15 protein-coding genes are annotated in these 14,820 nt (G+C 72.1%); 6 read left to right on the top strand and 9 right to left on the bottom strand.

The window, feature by feature from the left end:
• Window positions 1-19 precede the first annotated feature (19 nt).
• Complete coding sequence (locus D0D28_RS13780) at window positions 20-1,474, top strand: PucR family transcriptional regulator (RefSeq protein ID WP_116110836.1); 1,455 nt, start codon at window positions 20-22, stop codon at window positions 1,472-1,474.
• A 26-nt stretch (window positions 1,475-1,500) separates the two neighbouring features.
• Window positions 1,501-2,301 (top strand): alpha/beta fold hydrolase, encoded by an 801-nt coding sequence (locus D0D28_RS13775; RefSeq protein WP_094007827.1) that lies wholly within the window; start codon window positions 1,501-1,503, stop codon window positions 2,299-2,301.
• Window positions 2,302-2,504: 203 nt separating this feature from the next.
• Here D0D28_RS13775 and D0D28_RS13770 read toward each other — a convergent pair whose 3' ends face one another.
• On the bottom strand, window positions 2,505-3,710 hold the full coding sequence (locus D0D28_RS13770) for a DUF6986 family protein (RefSeq protein WP_116110835.1): 1,206 nt from the start codon (window positions 3,708-3,710) through the stop codon (window positions 2,505-2,507).
• Window positions 3,711-3,712: 2 nt separating this feature from the next.
• On the bottom strand, window positions 3,713-5,287 hold the full coding sequence (gene aceB, locus D0D28_RS13765) for a malate synthase A (protein WP_116110853.1): 1,575 nt from the start codon (window positions 5,285-5,287) through the stop codon (window positions 3,713-3,715).
• Between the two features lie 90 nt (window positions 5,288-5,377).
• On the opposite strand from aceB, the gene D0D28_RS13760 reads away from it, so the two are divergent.
• On the top strand, window positions 5,378-6,145 hold the full coding sequence (locus D0D28_RS13760) for an IclR family transcriptional regulator (protein WP_094007825.1): 768 nt from the start codon (window positions 5,378-5,380) through the stop codon (window positions 6,143-6,145).
• Here the strand turns inward: D0D28_RS13760 and D0D28_RS37350 are convergent, their stop codons facing one another.
• The 7 genes from D0D28_RS37350 to ftsY all read right to left on the bottom strand — a co-directional run bounded on the left by D0D28_RS37350 (window position 6,146) and on the right by ftsY (window position 11,412).
• On the bottom strand, window positions 6,146-6,268 hold the full coding sequence (locus D0D28_RS37350) for a hypothetical protein (protein ID WP_116110834.1): 123 nt from the start codon (window positions 6,266-6,268) through the stop codon (window positions 6,146-6,148). It lies immediately after the preceding gene.
• A 54-nt stretch (window positions 6,269-6,322) separates the two neighbouring features.
• On the bottom strand, window positions 6,323-7,111 hold the full coding sequence (locus tag D0D28_RS13750; protein WP_094007824.1) for a hypothetical protein: 789 nt from the start codon (window positions 7,109-7,111) through the stop codon (window positions 6,323-6,325).
• Window positions 7,108-7,680 carry a YbaB/EbfC family nucleoid-associated protein gene (locus D0D28_RS37345; protein ID WP_430732387.1) on the bottom strand — a complete coding sequence of 191 codons (573 nt, stop codon included), beginning with the start codon at window positions 7,678-7,680 and terminating at the stop codon, window positions 7,108-7,110. The genes D0D28_RS13750 and D0D28_RS37345 overlap by 4 nt, the downstream gene beginning before the upstream one ends.
• 20 nt (window positions 7,681-7,700) lie before the next feature.
• On the bottom strand, window positions 7,701-8,192 hold the full coding sequence (locus D0D28_RS13740) for a hypothetical protein (RefSeq protein ID WP_116110832.1): 492 nt from the start codon (window positions 8,190-8,192) through the stop codon (window positions 7,701-7,703).
• An 18-nt stretch (window positions 8,193-8,210) separates the two neighbouring features.
• Window positions 8,211-9,521 carry a putative T7SS-secreted protein gene (locus D0D28_RS13735; protein ID WP_116110831.1) on the bottom strand — a complete coding sequence of 437 codons (1,311 nt, stop codon included), beginning with the start codon at window positions 9,519-9,521 and terminating at the stop codon, window positions 8,211-8,213.
• Window positions 9,521-9,916 carry a type VII secretion target gene (locus tag D0D28_RS13730; protein WP_116110830.1) on the bottom strand — a complete coding sequence of 132 codons (396 nt, stop codon included), beginning with the start codon at window positions 9,914-9,916 and terminating at the stop codon, window positions 9,521-9,523. Before D0D28_RS13730 ends, D0D28_RS13735 begins: the two co-directional genes overlap by 1 nt.
• Before the next feature lie 122 nt (window positions 9,917-10,038).
• Window positions 10,039-11,412 (bottom strand): signal recognition particle-docking protein FtsY, encoded by a 1,374-nt coding sequence (gene ftsY / locus D0D28_RS13725; protein WP_116110829.1) that lies wholly within the window; start codon window positions 11,410-11,412, stop codon window positions 10,039-10,041.
• 106 nt (window positions 11,413-11,518) lie between these two features.
• Between ftsY and D0D28_RS13720 the strand changes: the two genes are divergently transcribed.
• The 3 genes from D0D28_RS13720 to D0D28_RS13710 are packed head-to-tail and all read left to right on the top strand — an operon-like array spanning window position 11,519 to window position 14,813.
• A complete protein-coding gene (locus tag D0D28_RS13720; protein ID WP_116110828.1) occupies window positions 11,519-12,697 on the top strand; it encodes an anhydro-N-acetylmuramic acid kinase in 1,179 nt (392 codons plus the stop codon).
• Complete coding sequence (locus D0D28_RS13715; RefSeq protein WP_094007817.1) at window positions 12,684-14,213, top strand: sodium:solute symporter; 1,530 nt, start codon at window positions 12,684-12,686, stop codon at window positions 14,211-14,213. The genes D0D28_RS13720 and D0D28_RS13715 overlap by 14 nt, the downstream gene beginning before the upstream one ends.
• Window positions 14,214-14,813, top strand: a complete 600-nt coding sequence (locus tag D0D28_RS13710) for a maleylpyruvate isomerase N-terminal domain-containing protein (protein WP_116110827.1) — start codon at window positions 14,214-14,216, stop codon at window positions 14,811-14,813.
• Window positions 14,814-14,820: the final 7 nt, after the last annotated feature.

Raw genomic sequence — 14,820 nt, 5'->3', positions numbered from 1 at the left:
GTGCTTTCCTACAACCCTGATGACGACGGTGAAAACACTGCTGGAGATCCCGGAACTGCGGCTGCGGCTGCGCACCGGCGCCGGGCTGCTCGGGCGCGAAGTCAGCCGGATCTACGTGACCGAGCTGCCCGATCCGAGCCGGTACGTCTCGGCGGGCGAGGTCGTCCTGAGCGGGCTGCTGTGGTGGCGGCAGCCGGGGGACGCACGGCCGTTCGTCGCCGCGCTCGCCCGGGCCGGGGTCGCCGCGCTCGCCGCGTCCGGCGCGGACACCGGCGGGATTCCGCCGGACGTGGTGCAGGCGTGCGCGCAGCACCGGATCCCGCTGCTGGAGGTGCCCGCCGACCTGTCGTTCGCGGTGATCACCGAGCGCGTGGTGCTGGAGCTGGCCGCGCGGCTGGGCCGGGAGCCGGGCGGTGCCCGCAAACGCTTGCTGGCCGCGGCGACCGAGGACATCTCGCTGCCCGCGCTGCTGCGGCAGGGCGCGGTCGAACTGGGCGCGCCGTGCTGGGTGCTGTCCGGGACGGGCCGGGTGGTCGCGGGCACGGCCGAACCGCCACCGGCGGACCTGGTCGCGCACGTCGTGCCCGGCCGGGACGTGACGGTCCACGACGGGTACGCGCTGCTCCCGGTCGGCGGGAGCTTCGCGGTGCCGTGGCTGCTGGCGGTCGGGCACCCCGAGCCGGGTGAGCTGGCCGGAGAGCTGGCCGAGCTGGTGCGGCTGGCGCGGGCACGGGCGGACCAGGTGCGGCGCATGGCGGGCCGCGCCGCCGAACCGCTGCTCCAGGCGCTCGCCGACGGGAGCCCGGTCACGGGCGCCTTCGCCGCGTCCGGCCTGCCCTCGGACGCCGAGATCCGGGTGCTGCTCGCGCGGGCGCCGGACGACGACCCGGACCTGGCGGCGGAGGTGCTGGCCGAACTCCTCGCCGGCGCGCGACCGGTGGTCGGCGTCGTCGGCGAGGACGCCTACGCGCTGGTGGCCGGGCCGGGGAACTGGATGCGCGCGGCCGGTGAGGCGCTGGCGCGGCTGGACCGGCTGATGTCGTTGTCGCGGTTCCGCCTGGGGTCCGGCGGGCCGGCGTCGGTCGAGGGCCTGCACGGCGCGACGCAGGAGGCCCGCCACGCGGTCGAGCTGGCGGCCCGGCGCGGCGGGCGGATCGAGCTGGTCGCGGGCGAGGACATCGCGGTGCACCAGCTGCTGGCCGCCGGCGCGCCGGACGAGCTGCGCCGCTCGGTGCGGGCGCGGGTGCTCGGGCCGCTGCTCGCCTACGACGCGGCACAGGGCACGGACCTCGTGCACACCGTGCTGGTCTACCTGGAGTGCTCCAGCTCGCCGACAGCGGCGGCGCGGGCGCTGCACGTCCACGTCAACACGCTGCGGTACCGGATCGCGCGGGCCTCGGAGCTGCTCGGCGTGGACCTCAACGACTTCGTCGCCCAGGTGGACGTGTACCTCGCGCTTCTGGTTACCGTCTAGTCCGGCTAGATGGTAACGTCCCGGGCATGGAGCGATTCGAGACATCGGGCGGGACCGTGCGCTGGGCTTCCTCGGGTTCGGGCCCGCCGGTCGTGTTGCTGCACGGGACGCCGTTTTCGTCGTACGTGTGGCGGGACATCGCGGCCGCGCTGAGCGAGCGGCACGAGGTGTTCGTGTGGGACATGCTGGGGTACGGGCAGTCCGAGAAACGGGCCGGTCAGGACGTGTCGCTGGGGACGCAGGCTTCGGTGTTCGCGGCGTTGCTGGAGCACTGGGGGCTGGAGTCGCCGTCGGTGGTGGCGCACGACTTCGGCGGGGTGGTCGCGCTGCGGGCGCACCTGCTGCACGGCGCGCGGTACCAGCGGCTGGCGCTGGTGGACGCCGTGGCGATCGCGCCGTGGGGGACGTCGTTCTTCCGCCTGGTGCGCGACAACCCGGCGGTGTTCGAGCGGCTGCCGTCGCACCTGCACGAGGCGATCGTGCGCACCCAGACGGCGACCGCTTCCGCCCCGGGCCTGCGCGGCGGGGTGCTGGACGACCTGGTCGCGCCGTGGCTCGGCGCGGAGGGGCAGGCCGCGTACTACCGCCAGATCGCGCAGGCGGACCAGCGGTTCACCGACGAGATCGAGCCGCTGCTGGGCTCCCTGGACCTGCCGGTGCTGGTCGGCTGGGGCGAGGCGGACGAGTGGATCCCCGCCGAGCAGGGCAAGGACCTGGCATCCCGGATCCCCGGCGCGCGGCTGAAGCTGTTCCCCGGCGCCGGACACCTGGTGCAGGAGGACGCACCGGCCGCACTGACCGCGACCCTGCTGGACTTCCTGACCTGAACGCAGAACTCACCCGCACGAACGCAGAACTCACCGCCAGGAGCGTGGGACTCGCACCCACCGCGCGAGTCCCACGCTCCGCCGCGCGAGTCCCACGTTCCGGCGCGCGAGTTCCACGTTCCGGCGCGCGAGTCCCACGTTCCGGCGCGCGAGTTCCACGTTCCGGCGCGCGAGTCCCACGCTCCGGCGCGCGAGTTCTGCGGTCAGCCGCGGGGGGTCGCGTAGCTCTCCAGGTGGTCGCGGGTCAGGCCGGTCAGGTTTTCGACTTCGGCGGTGTCGGTGGCGCCGCAATCCAGGCCGCGCAACAGGAAACCAGCCAGCGCCCGGGCGGTGGCCGGCTCGTCGAGGACGCCGCTGTCCACCTGCGACGCGTAGTCCCGCAGCCGGGCCGCCGCCGCGGGCAGGCCCTCGCGGAAGAAGGCGTACGTCGCGGCGAAGCGGGTCGGCAGCTGGTGCGGGTGCAGGTCCCAGCCTTGGTAGAAGCCGCGCTCCAGAGACCGCCGCACGAGGCGCAGGTGCTCGCGCCACGCGGGCAGCAACGCCTCCCCCACCGGGAGCCTGTTCGTGGATCCGTCGGAGAGCCGAACCCCGGTCCCCGCGGCGCTGACCTGCATGAACGCCTTCGCGAAGTCGGCCACGGGGTGATCCATGCTCTGGTGCTCCGCGGCGATGCCCAGCCCGGCGCTGTAGTCGTAGGTGCCGTAGTGCAGCCCGCTGCACCGGCCCTCGGCGGCCTGCACGATCCGGGCCACCGCGACCCGCCCCTCACTGTCCACGATGGACTGCGCGGTCTCGATCTGCACTTCGAACCGCAGCGCGCCGTCCGGGAGCCCGTAGGCCGTCTCCAGGTGACCGAGCACCTCGGCGGCGGCCCCGACCTGCTCGACCGCCGTCACCTTCGGCAGCGTCACCACGAACCCGGCCGGCAGCTTGCCGTGCTCCAGCAGCCCGGACAGGAACACGTCCAGCGTCCGGATGCCGCGACGACGGGTCGCGCGCTCGAAGCTCTTGAACCGGATGCCGCAGAACGGCGTCGCCGGGTTCTCCGCGAGCACGCGGCCGGCCGTGAGAGCCGCTTCGTCCTCGGTGTCGTCGCCGGGGCGGCCGTAGCCGTCCTCGAAGTCGATCCGCAGGTCTTCGATCGGCTCGGTGACCAGCTTGCGCCGCACCCGCTCGGCCACGGCCGGGTCCAGGCCGAGCGCGCCGCCGTCGGAGTCGAACACCGCCCGCGCCTGCTCGCCCCAGCGGGCGGCCAGGTCGGCGGTGTACCGGTGCGCCGGCACGTAGACCGTGTGCACCGGCTGACGCCCGGACGGCTCACCGGGGTACCGCGCCACGACCCGCGCGTCCACTTCGGACAAGCGCGCGTCGATGCCCGCGTACACGTCCCCGGTGAGCCGTCCGGCCACGGTTACTTGATCCGCTCGTAGGCGGGCAGGGTCAGGAAGTCGACGAACTCGTCGGCGAGCGCGACCTCCTCGAAGATCTCGACCGCCGGGGTGAGCAGGTCGGCGGCGATCTGGCCGTCGAGCTCCTTGCGCACGTCGTCGAGCACCGACTTCACCAGCTCGCGGGTGACCTTCTGGCCGTTGTCGAGCTGGGTGCCGTTCTGCACCCACTGCCAGATCTGCGACCGCGAGATCTCCGCGGTCGCGGCGTCCTCCATCAGGTTGTGGATGCCGGCCGCGCCGTTGCCGCCCAGCCAGGAAGCGATGTAGCGGACACCGACGTCGACCGCGCCACGCAGGCCGGCCTCGGTGGCGCCGCCCTCGGTGCTGGCCACGTCGAGCAGCTGGTCGGCGGTCACCGACACGTCCTCACGCAGCCGGTCGAGCTGGTTCGGCTTGTCGCCGAGGACCTTGTCGAACTCCTCCTTGCACAGCTCGACCATGCCCGGGTGCGCGACCCAGGAGCCGTCGAAGCCGTCGTTGGCCTCGCGCGCCTTGTCGGCGTGGACCTTCTTCGAGGCGTTCTCGTTGACCTCGGGGTCCTTGCTCGGGATGAACGCGGCCATGCCGCCGATCGCGAACGCGCCGCGCTTGTGGCAGGTGCGGACCAGCAGCTCGGTGTAGGCACGCATGAACGGCGCGGTCATGGTGACGCTGTTGCGGTCCGGCAGCACGAACTTCTCGCCCGCGTCGCGGAAGTACTTGATGACGCTGAACAGGTAGTCCCAGCGGCCGGCGTTGAGGCCGGAGGCGTGCTCGCGCAGCTCGTAGAGGATCTCCTCCATCTCGAACGCGGCCGGGATGGTCTCGATCAGGACGGTCGCGCGGACGGTGCCGTGCTCGATGCCCAGCGTCTTCTCGGCGTGGGTGAACACGTCGTTCCACAGGCGGGCCTCGAGGTGGCTCTCCATTTTCGGCAGGTAGAAGTACGGGCCCTTGCCGCGCTCCAGCAGCTCCTTCGCGTTGTGGAAGAAGTACAGGCCGAAGTCGACCAGCGCGCCGACGCCCTTGCGGCCGCCGAAGGTCAGGTTGTGCTCGTCGAGGTGCCAGCCGCGGGGGCGCACCACGATCGTCGCCAGGTCGATGTCCTTGCGCAGCTCGTAGTGCTTGCCGTTCGAGTCCAGCTCGATGGTGCCGCGGATCGCGTCGTACAGGTTGACCTGGCCGCCGACGACGTTGTGCCAGTGCGGGGTGTTGGCGTCCTCGAAGTCGGCCAGCCACACCTTGGCGCCCGAGTTGAGGGCGTTGATCGTCATCTTGCGGTCGGTCGGGCCGGTGATCTCCACGCGGCGGTCGCGCAGGGCCGGCGGCGCCTCGGCGACGCGCCAGTCGCCCTCGCGGATCTCCTTGGTCTCGGGGAGGAAGTCCAGGCGCCCGGTGCGCTTGGCCTCCTCGCGCCGCTTGGCACGGGCGGCGAGCAGCTCGTCACGGCGAGCCGCGAAGTTCTCGTGCAGCCCGGCCAGGAAGTCCAGCGCTTCCCGGGTCAGGATCTCGTCGCCTCGCTCGACGGAGCCACCGAGCACCTCGACGTCAGCCATGCGGAACACTCCCAAGAAGACTTGCGGTTCGGTTTTTACATCCCGGACTATAGTTTCTACATAGCGGAAGCTCAATGTGAGGGAGTCGCGGTGGCCGAGGAGAAGGCGGGACGAGACGGCGGGGTCCAGTCGCTGCGCCGCGCGTTCGAGCTGCTCGAGCGGCTGGCCGACACCGGTGGCGAGGCCAGCCTGTCCGAGCTGGCGGCCACGTCGGGCCTGCCGATGCCGACGATCCACCGCCTGATCCGCACGCTGGTGCAGCTCGGTTACGTGCGGCAGAACACGAACCGGAAGTACGCGCTGGGGGCGCGGTTGATCCGCCTGGGCGAGCACGCGAGCATGCAGTTCGGCACGTGGGCGCGCCCCCTGCTGGCGGAGCTGGTCGAGGCGACCGGCGAGACGGCGAACCTGGCGGTCCTGGAGCGCGACGAGGTGGTGTACGTGTCGCAGGTGCCGTCGAAGCACTCGATGCGGATGTTCACCGAGGTCGGCCGCCGGGTCCTGCCGCACGGGACGGGCGTCGGGAAGGCGATCCTGTCGCAGCTGCCGCCGGAGGACGTGCGGGCGCTGCTGGACCGCACGGGGATGCCCGCGTACACCGAGCACACGTTCACCGACCCGGACGAGCTGCTGGCGCACCTGACCCAGGTGGCGGCGCAGGGCTACGCGGTGGACGAGAGCGAGCAGGAGCTGGGGGTGCGCTGCGTGGCGGTCCCGCTGACCGGCACACCGGCCCCCGCGGCGGTCTCGGTGTCCGGCCCCTCGGGACGGCTGACGAGGGAGGCGGTGGCGCGAATAGCCCCCCTGGTCCAGGCGACGGCGGCCACGCTGTCGACCCATCTGGCGGAAAGCGCCTGATCAGCTGAACCAGCCGCTTGCGAGGGGCCGGTCGTCCATCTGGATGTGGTGATCGGCACCACCGTTCGCGACACCGGTGGCCGTGGCAGTGACGCCGTAGCGCTTGCCCTTGTCGGTGAGCACGCAGCGGGCGCTCGCGCCGGGCTTAGACGGCCACGAGGCCGGGCATCGGAACTCCTAGGCCCAGGCAGCGGCGGGGATGCGGTCGAGGATGTCGCAGCGGAGGTCGAGCGCGGGGACCAGCTCAGCCGGGTCCCGGTGGTCGCGAATCCGGTCGAAGGCGTCGAGGCGGTCGGCGAACAGCGTGAAGCCGCGGAACTTGCGCTGGTCGGTGAGCAGGAACTCGGCCAGCGCCGGGGTGATCGCGTAGGCGAGGAACCGCTCGTCCGGGCCGTTGGCATCGAACCGGTCGTCGAAAGCCGGGTTGCCGGTGCGGAAGTCGCCCTGCCCCACGGCCGCGTTGATCCTGCTGACGACTCCCACGGTCTGCCGCACGTACACCGGCGGACGCGGCGCGGGTGTCCGCACCCAGATGCAGAGTTCCGTGAGGACGTGATGCCGGTAGAAGACCTCGAGCGTCGCCGCGACGAACGGTCGGCCGCGGTGGGTACCGGTGATGACGTCGTGAGCGCTCCTCGCCCGCGGCGGCCGGATGAAGTGCTGCTCCAGCGGGTCCGGCGCGGTGGGCTGGAAACCGGACCGCGATTCGGGCTGGTTCGGTCGCCAGAACTGGCTCTGCTCCGGGCTCCAGAACTGCTCGACCTGCCGGTTGTACGCCTCGGCCAGCGAATCGTCGCGCTCGACGTACGTCCACCCCCGCCGTGGCAACTCCGCCCGCAGCTTCCCGATGGCGACCGCCGCGGCACCGGCTTCCCTGCGGCGCAACCGCATCATCAGCCACCCGAACGCAGCCATGAACAGCACCGATCCGCCGACCGCGATCGCGACGACCACTCCCGCGCTCACCGGCCGGAACCATCCGCGAACAGGTCGGTCTCCTCGAACGGCTCGTCGTCCGGCGCGGGCGGGCGCCGGTGTGCGGCGGGCGGACGTGGTGGCGCGGGCGCAGGAGGCGGCGGCGGAACAGCCGGAGCCGGGCGCTCGTCGAACAGCGCGGCGGCGCTCTCGAACGGTTCCTCCTCGGGCGGCGGGACGAACACGGGAGGCGGCCCGGGGTGCAGCGGCCGCTGGTCGCCGAACGTCTTCTCGTCCGCGTCGAGCACCTTGTCCAGGAGTTCGGTGTCACCGAGTCCCCGGTGGACGACTTCGGCCTGCCGCCTCGCCGCGGCCGCCCTCGCCGCCGCGAGGGTGTGCATCACGGCCGCGGACAGCGCGGCGGGTGGCAGGTCACGGACGCGTTCGCCGAACGTGACCGCCTTGACCTCGCCACCCGCACCCGCGACGACGCGGACGGCACCGTCAGGCGAGACGACCTCCGCCGTGACGTCCGTCAACTCCGCGGCCATCTGCTCGTAAGCCTCCGCGCGGCGGCGGTTGCCGGCCGCCGCGGTGTCGATCGCTTCGATGCGGCGCAACAGCTGCCGGGCGAATTCGCTCATCGCGTCCCCTCCGGACGGATCGTCGACAGGAACTTCTGGAAGTCGCCGACGACCTGGTCGAACTGCTCGGCGAGCGAGCTGAGCACGATCTGCAGGACGGCGTACCGGCTCGGATCGCTGGTGTCGCGGATCCCGAGGAACACCTGCAACTGCACCACCTGCTCGGGCTTGCCGTTCAGCAACAGGGACAGGCGGACGGCCTGGGTCAGGCCGGGGCCACCGGCCGATCCCGCCTCCTTGCGCCGGCCGAGCTGGGCGTCGGGCGCTCCGCGTCGCAGACGGTCGAGCGCCGCGTCGGCGAGCTCGGTCAGCGACACGTCGCGCGGGTGCAGCTCGCCGCTCATCGTGATGTTCGGCGTGAAACCCTTGAGCGCGGGCGGCCGCAGAGCCACGAACCCGGCCTCGTCGGCCTTGACCTCGCCCGGCGGCACCGACTGCCAGCCCTCGGGCAGCGAGAACTGGATCGGCACCGGAATGGTGGTTGCCACGATGTCTCCGTCTCCGTCCTAGAACAGGAAGTCCGCGACCGCGTCCGCGGCGTTCGCCAACCCGTGCCCGACGTCGGTCGCGATGTCGGCGACGTCGTCCGCCACGTCCGTCACAGTGTCCACGACCTCCTGCGGATCGATCGCGATGTCGAAGCCCACGTCCCCGCCGACGCCGACGGTCAGGCCGAGCGAGGCACCGAGGTGGAACTTGCCGTCGTCGCCCATCCCGAACTGACCACTCGCGTGCGCTCCGAACCCGGCCGAGAGCCCGCCGTGGACGCCCGCGCTGAGACCCGCGACCTCCGCACTCGCCGCCGCATCGACCCGCGCACCGGCGAAACCGCCGATGCTGCCCCGGACACCGGTCACCCCGGCGCTTCCCTCGGCCTCCGCCCGCACGCCCACGGAGCCTTCCGCATGTCCCGTCGCACCGGCGTGCTCGCCAAGCTTGACCTGCCCCTCGGCCGACCCCTTGGCCAGCCACGCCTCGGCGTTCGCCGCGGCCGTCAGGCCGAGCGCGTTGACGCTTCCGGAGACACCGGCACTGGCTCCGAGGAGCGAGCCGTCGAGCTTCCCCGCCCCCGACAACGCACCGCTACCGAACGAACCGTCCAGGCTGCCGCCCAGCAGGTCGGCGCTGGCGGCCGCGCTGAACGTCTCGTCCGAGAGGTCGAATCCGAGGGCTTCGAGGGTGTCGTCGATGCGGTCGCCGAGCATCCCCTCGGACTGGGAGCCCCACTCGAACCCCTTCCGCCGTCCGGGGTCACGCTCCCTGTCGCCGAACTCCTTGCGGTAACCACCTTCGCCGTCAGGCTCGAACCCGAAGGCCTCCGCGACGGAATCACCGATCTCCGCGACATGGGCGCGCGCCTGGTCGAGCACCGACTGGGCTTCCCGGGCCAGCGCTTCCCCCGGGTCCTGGAACGGGGCGAGGATCTGACCGACGGCCTGGGCCTGCACGGCCTGGGCGTGGTACTGCGCCGCCGCCGCGCGGGAGGCCGCCTGCGCCTGGGTGTACATCTCGATGGCGCGCTGCGCCTCGGCCTGCGCCCAGGTCAGTGCATCGCCGAAGTCCGCGAGCGACTGCCCGCCCCGACCGAGGAGAGCGGCGGTCTCGATCCACTTGGGCGGCTCGGCACCGAACGCCTCACGGAAGGCGTCGGCCGCCGCGCCGGTCCACTGCGCGGGGGCGATCCCGTTGAGCCCCTCACCGGTGGTGGCGATCTGCTCGATGCCGGCGACCAGGTCACGGAGGTCGTTGGCGATCAGCTCCGGTTCGCCCGGGACGAGTTCCCTGGGGTTGGTCGTCTGCCCGAGTTCGGCAGCCATCAGGAGGTCCGCTCATCAGGGTCGAGCCGGCTCGAGATGCTGCCCGTCCCGCGAGCACCGGCGAAGCCGCCACCGACCACGCCGCCGAGCGGATCACCGGTCTCGCCGATCAGTTCGCCGATGCCGGTCAGCGACCGGCCGGCATCACCATCGGACTCCCGGTACACACCGGCCGCGACACGCAGGCTCTCCCCGTGCTCCTCCGCCTTGGCGCGCAGCTTCTCGACCTGAGCTTCCATCTCGCGGAGGAACTCGGTCCAGCCCGCTTGCACCCCGGCGTGCCCGTAGTCACCGGCCGGCGCGCGGAAGGCCACCCCCGCCACACCCGAGACGACGTCACCGATGGTGCCCGCGGTCTGCCGCAGCTCGTCCGGCGCGGCGCCGAAGCCCGTCATCACCCACCCCCAGTCCAGGAAAAGGCGCGCCGCCTCCCCTGCGGCGCGCCCTCACAGACTGGCGAAGTTCGACCGGGCTTGTACAGTGTTTTCGACCTTCTCCCCCGCCTGGGGGAGCAAGGTCATCCGAGCAGGGCGTCCACGAAGGCGGCCGGCTCGAAGGGCGCCAGGTCGTCCGGGCCTTCGCCCAGTCCGACGAGCTTCACGGGCACCCCGAGCTCCCGCTGGACCTGGAACACGATGCCACCCTTGGCGGTGCCGTCGAGCTTGGTCAGCACGATCCCGGTGACGTTCACGACCTCGCGGAACACCCGGGCCTGCATGAGCCCGTTCTGGCCGGTCGTGGCGTCCAGGACCAGCAGCACCTCGTCCACCTTGGCCTGCTTTTCCACCACCCGCTTGACCTTGCCGAGCTCGTCCATCAGGCCGGTCTTGGTGTGCAGCCGGCCCGCCGTGTCGATGAGCACCGCGTCGACTCCGGCGTCCACGCCCCGCTTGACCGCGTCGAACGCCACGGACGCCGGGTCGGCGCCCTCCTTGCCGCGCACGACCTCGGCTCCCACGCGCTCCGACCACGTCTGCAACTGGTCGGCCGCCGCGGCGCGGAAGGTGTCCGCGGCGCCCAGCAGGACCTCGCTGCCCTGCGCCACCAGCACCCGCGCGAGCTTGCCGGTCGTCGTGGTCTTCCCGGTGCCGTTCACGCCCGCGACCAGCACGACCGCCGGCTGCTTGGCCCCGTCCACGGTGTGCGCGAGCGCCCGCACCGAGCGATCCCAGTCCGGGTGCAGCGCGTCGGTCAGCACGGTCTTGAGCACCGTGCGCGCCTCCGCCGACGTCCGCACCGCCCGCGCGGTCAGCTCGGTGCGCAGGGCCTCCACGATCTCCGTCGTCGTGGCCGCGCCCAGGTCCGCCATCAGCAGCGTGTCCTCGACGTCCTGCCACGAGTCCTCGTCCAGGTCACCGGCGCCGAGCAGGCCGAGCAGGCTCTGCCCGAACATCGACCGGGACTTCGACAGCCGCCCGCGCAGCCGCTCGATCCGCCCGGAGACCGGCTCCGGCTCCTCGACCGCGACCGCCGCCTTCTCCGGCTCCCGCGCGGCAGGCACCTCCGGAGCGGGAGCGGGCGCCGCCGGGACCTCGGTCTCCGGCGCGGGCGCCTCGGCCTCCGGCAGGCCCACGTCGACGATGCCGCGCCGCGGCGAGTCGCGGGGCACGGAGGCGTCGTCGCCGACGCCGGGCTGGCCGTCCACCTCGGTGCGCTCGCCCGCCGGGTGCTCAGGCGGTTCGACCGTCTCCGTCTTCTGCCCACCAGGCGCCAGGGCGATGCCGCCACCCGCCTGGTAGTTCCCGCCTCTCGGGGGCTTGGTCTCCCGCTCCGGCTCCGCCTCGGTCAGGCTGATCCGCCGGCGACGGGCGAAGACCAGGCCGGTGATGAGGAGGATCGCCAGTAGGACGACGACCACCAGGATGATCCAGAACCAGAGGTTTTCCGCCACGGAGCCATCCTCGCATCTGCCGGTTGACCGGGCAGGACACCCCTCGCGGACAAAAACTCACCGGATGCCTTGCGCTCCGGTCAGAAAAGGACTAGACCACTCGGTCATGCGCGTCGTCGGGCTCATCTCCGGCACGTCGGTCGACGGGATCGACGTGGCACTGGCCGAGTTGGCCGCGTCCGGCGACGAGGTCGTGCTCGTCCCGCTCGGGCACTCCTCGCTCCCCTACCCCGATGACCTGCGGCGGGAGCTGCTCGCCGCGCTGCCGCCGTCGGCGACCACCGTCGACCAGGTCACGCGCCTGGACACCCGGGTCGGCCAGGCGTTCGCCGAAGCCGCGAGCACCCTGGCCGGCACCGCGGACCTGGTCGCCTCCCTCGGCCAGACCGTCTTCCACTGGGTCGAGAACGGCCGCGCCCGCGGCACCCTGCAGCTGGGCCAGCCGGCCTGGATCGCCGAGCGGACCGGGTTGCCGGTGGTCGCCGATCTGCGGGTCCGCGACATCGCCGCGGGCGGGCACGGCGCTCCCCTGGCCAGCACCCTGGACGCGCTGTGGCTGCGGGACCTGGCCCCGGCCGTCGCGCTGAACATCGGCGGCATCGCCAACGTCACCGTCGTCCGGCCGGATGGCGTGGCGGCCTTCGACACCGGCCCGGGCAACGCCCTGCTCGACCTCGCGGCGCACCAGGTCACCCGCGGTGCCCAGAACAGCGACCTCGACGGCGCCATCGCCGCCCGCGGCCGCATCCACCAGGAACTGCTCGACCGCCTGCTCGCCGAGCCCTACTACGCCGCCCCGCCGCCGAAGTCGACCGGCAAGGAACTGTTCCACGCCGGCTACCTGCGTGCGGCGACCGACGGCCTCGACGTCCGGGACGAGGACCTGCTCGCCACCCTCACCGAGCTGACCGCGGTCACGATCGCCCGCGCCTGCGCCGGCGCGACCACCGTGATCGTCTCCGGCGGCGGCGCCGACAACCCGTCGCTGATGCGCGCGCTCGCCCGGAACCTGCCCGGGACCCGGCTGGCGACGAGCGACGAGTTCGGCTTGCCGCGCGAGGCCAAGGAGGCGTACCTGACCGCGCTGCTCGGCTGGCTCACCTGGCACGGCGTCCCGGCGAACCTGCCGGACGCGACCGGCGCGCGCGGACCACGGCTGCTCGGCAGCATCACCCCGGGCGCGCACCCGCTGTCGATGCCCGCTCCACATCCGGTGACCGTCACCCGTCTGCGGGTAGCGGCCGCCCCGGACCAACCGATAGGAGTGCCTGATGCACCCAGTTGACCTGGCGATCATCGTGGTCTACCTGGCCGCGATGCCCGCGATCGGCGTGCTCGTGGGGCGGCGCCAGCGCTCGGCGGCGGACTACTTCATCGGCGAACGCAGCCTGCCGTGGTGGGCGGTGTGCTTCTCGATCGTCGCCACCGAGACCTCGACGCTCACCGTGATCAGCACGCCGGGCCTGATCTGGGCGGCGTCGGGCAATTACAACGGGCTGACCTACCTGCAGCTGCCGTTCGGCTACATCATCGGCCGCACGCTGGTGTCGTTCGTGCTGCTGCCGCGCTACTTCAAGGGCCAGCAGACCACCGCGTACGCCTTCCTCGGGCAGCGGTTCGGCTCGGCCATGCAGGGCGTGTCGTCGGTGGCGTTCATCGTGACGCGGCTGCTGGCCGAGGGCGTGCGGCTGTTCGCCGGCGCGATCCCGATCCAGGTGATCCTCAAGCACTTCGGGCTGCACACCTCGTACTGGCAGATCGTCGTGGTGCTGACCGCGCTGACCGTCATCTACGCGCTGGTCGGCGGCATCAAGGCGGTCGTGTGGGTGGACGTGATCCAGCTGTCGGTCTACATCGGCGGCGCGATCATCGCGATGATCGTGCTGGCCGGGAAGCTGCCGGACGGGTGGACCTCGCGCGCCGCGGACGCCGGGATCTTCCGGCTGTTCGACTTCAACTTCGACGTCCTGCACCTGCTGACCAGCCAGTACGCGTTCGTCACGGCCGTGGTCGGCGGCGCGATCTTCACGATGGCCTCGCACGGCAGTGACCAGCTCATCGTGCAGCGGTTCCTGGCCTGCCGCAGCGTCACCGACGGGCGGAAGGCGCTGATCGGCAGCGGCGTCGCGGTGACCATCCAGTTCGCGTTGTTCCTGTTCGTCGGCGCGATGCTGTGGGCGCACAACGGGTTCCGCACGCTGCCCGAGCTGGGGGTGAAGGGTGACGACGTGTTCACGAACTTCATCACCAGCGAGCTGCCGGTGGGCGTGGCCGGGCTGCTGATCGCCGCGATCCTGGCCTCCACGATGGGCGCGCTGGCCTCGGCGCTGAACGCGTTGTCCAACTCCACGGTCGCCGACCTCTACCAGCGGTTCACCAAGCGCGCGCCGGAGGATTCCAAGCTGCTGCGGCACGGCCGGATCTGGACGCTGGTGTGGGCGGTGGTGTTCGCGGTGTTCGGTTCGCTGTTCAGCAACCGCAACAACCCGGTGATCGAGCAGGGCCTGTCCATCACGGGATACACCTACGGCGCGATGCTGGGCGCGTTCTTCCTCGGCATGTGGGTCAAGCGGGCGCGGCAGCTGGACGCGATCATCGCGTTCGTCGTGACCGTCGCGGTGATGGCGGTCGTGGTGCTCGCGGTGAAGATCCCGCCCGCGCCCGGCGCGAAGCCGGTCGTGCTGGCGTTCCCGTGGTATACGCTGCTCGGCGTACTGATCACGCTCGTCGTGGGCGGCGCGCTGTCCCTGCGGCACCGCACTGCGGACACCACGGCCCCGAAGGAACCGGAGCCGGTTTAGATGGACGCCAACGTCCTGCTGACCACCGCGGAGACCTGCACGGAATTCCTGTCCGGGCAGCTGGAACGCGACTGGTCCGTCCCGGTGCCGGAGATGGACCTGACGGTCGCCGGGGTGGTCGCGCACATCAGCGACTGCCTGCACTGGTACGCCTACGACCTGACCGCCGGGCCGGTCGAGCTGTCGACGATGGAGTCCCACGTGCGGGCCGGATCGCCGCCGGCCGAGCTGCTGGTCACGCTCGGCACGACGGCGAAGGTGCTGGCCGCGGTGGTGGCGACGAGCGGCCCGGAAGCGCGCGGTTTCCACCCGTGGGGCATCGCCGACCCGGCCGGGTTCGCCGCGATGGCCTGCGACGAGCTGCTGGTGCACACCCACGACGCGGCGCGCGGGCTGGGCGTGGAGTTCGAGGCGCCGGCCCGCCTGGCGGCCGCCGCGCTGTACCGGCTGTTCCCGTGGACGCCGATGGACACCGACCCGTGGCCCACGTTGCTGTGGGCCAACGGGCGGACGTCGTTGCCGGGCCACCCGAGGCTGTCGAAGTGGCGGTGGCACTGCGCACCACTGTCCGAATGGGACGGCAGCGCACCGATCGCCTAGCGGCGTG

The organism is Amycolatopsis ruanii, from assembly GCF_003385175.1.
Lineage (GTDB): Bacteria > Actinomycetota > Actinomycetes > Mycobacteriales > Pseudonocardiaceae > Amycolatopsis_E > Amycolatopsis_E thermalba.
The sequence above is the reverse complement of the archived record's forward strand: the minus strand, read 5'-3'. Positions and strand labels throughout refer to the sequence as shown.

Bases quoted from the DNA above. Each gene is read 5' to 3' on its own strand.
- aceB (WP_116110853.1), bottom strand. From the start codon at position 5,287: ATGGCTGACGTCGAGGTGCTCGGTGGCTCCGTCGAGCGAGGCGACGAG.
- D0D28_RS13780 (WP_116110836.1), top strand. From the start codon at position 20: ATGACGACGGTGAAAACACTGCTGGAGATCCCGGAACTGCGGCTGCGG.
- D0D28_RS13730 (WP_116110830.1), bottom strand. From the start codon at position 9,916: ATGACGGGCTTCGGCGCCGCGCCGGACGAGCTGCGGCAGACCGCGGGC.
- D0D28_RS13775 (WP_094007827.1), top strand. From the start codon at position 1,501: ATGGAGCGATTCGAGACATCGGGCGGGACCGTGCGCTGGGCTTCCTCG.
- D0D28_RS13735 (WP_116110831.1), bottom strand. From the start codon at position 9,521: ATGGCTGCCGAACTCGGGCAGACGACCAACCCCAGGGAACTCGTCCCG.
- D0D28_RS13715 (WP_094007817.1), top strand. From the start codon at position 12,684: ATGCACCCAGTTGACCTGGCGATCATCGTGGTCTACCTGGCCGCGATG.
- D0D28_RS13710 (WP_116110827.1), top strand. From the start codon at position 14,214: ATGGACGCCAACGTCCTGCTGACCACCGCGGAGACCTGCACGGAATTC.
- D0D28_RS13720 (WP_116110828.1), top strand. From the start codon at position 11,519: ATGCGCGTCGTCGGGCTCATCTCCGGCACGTCGGTCGACGGGATCGAC.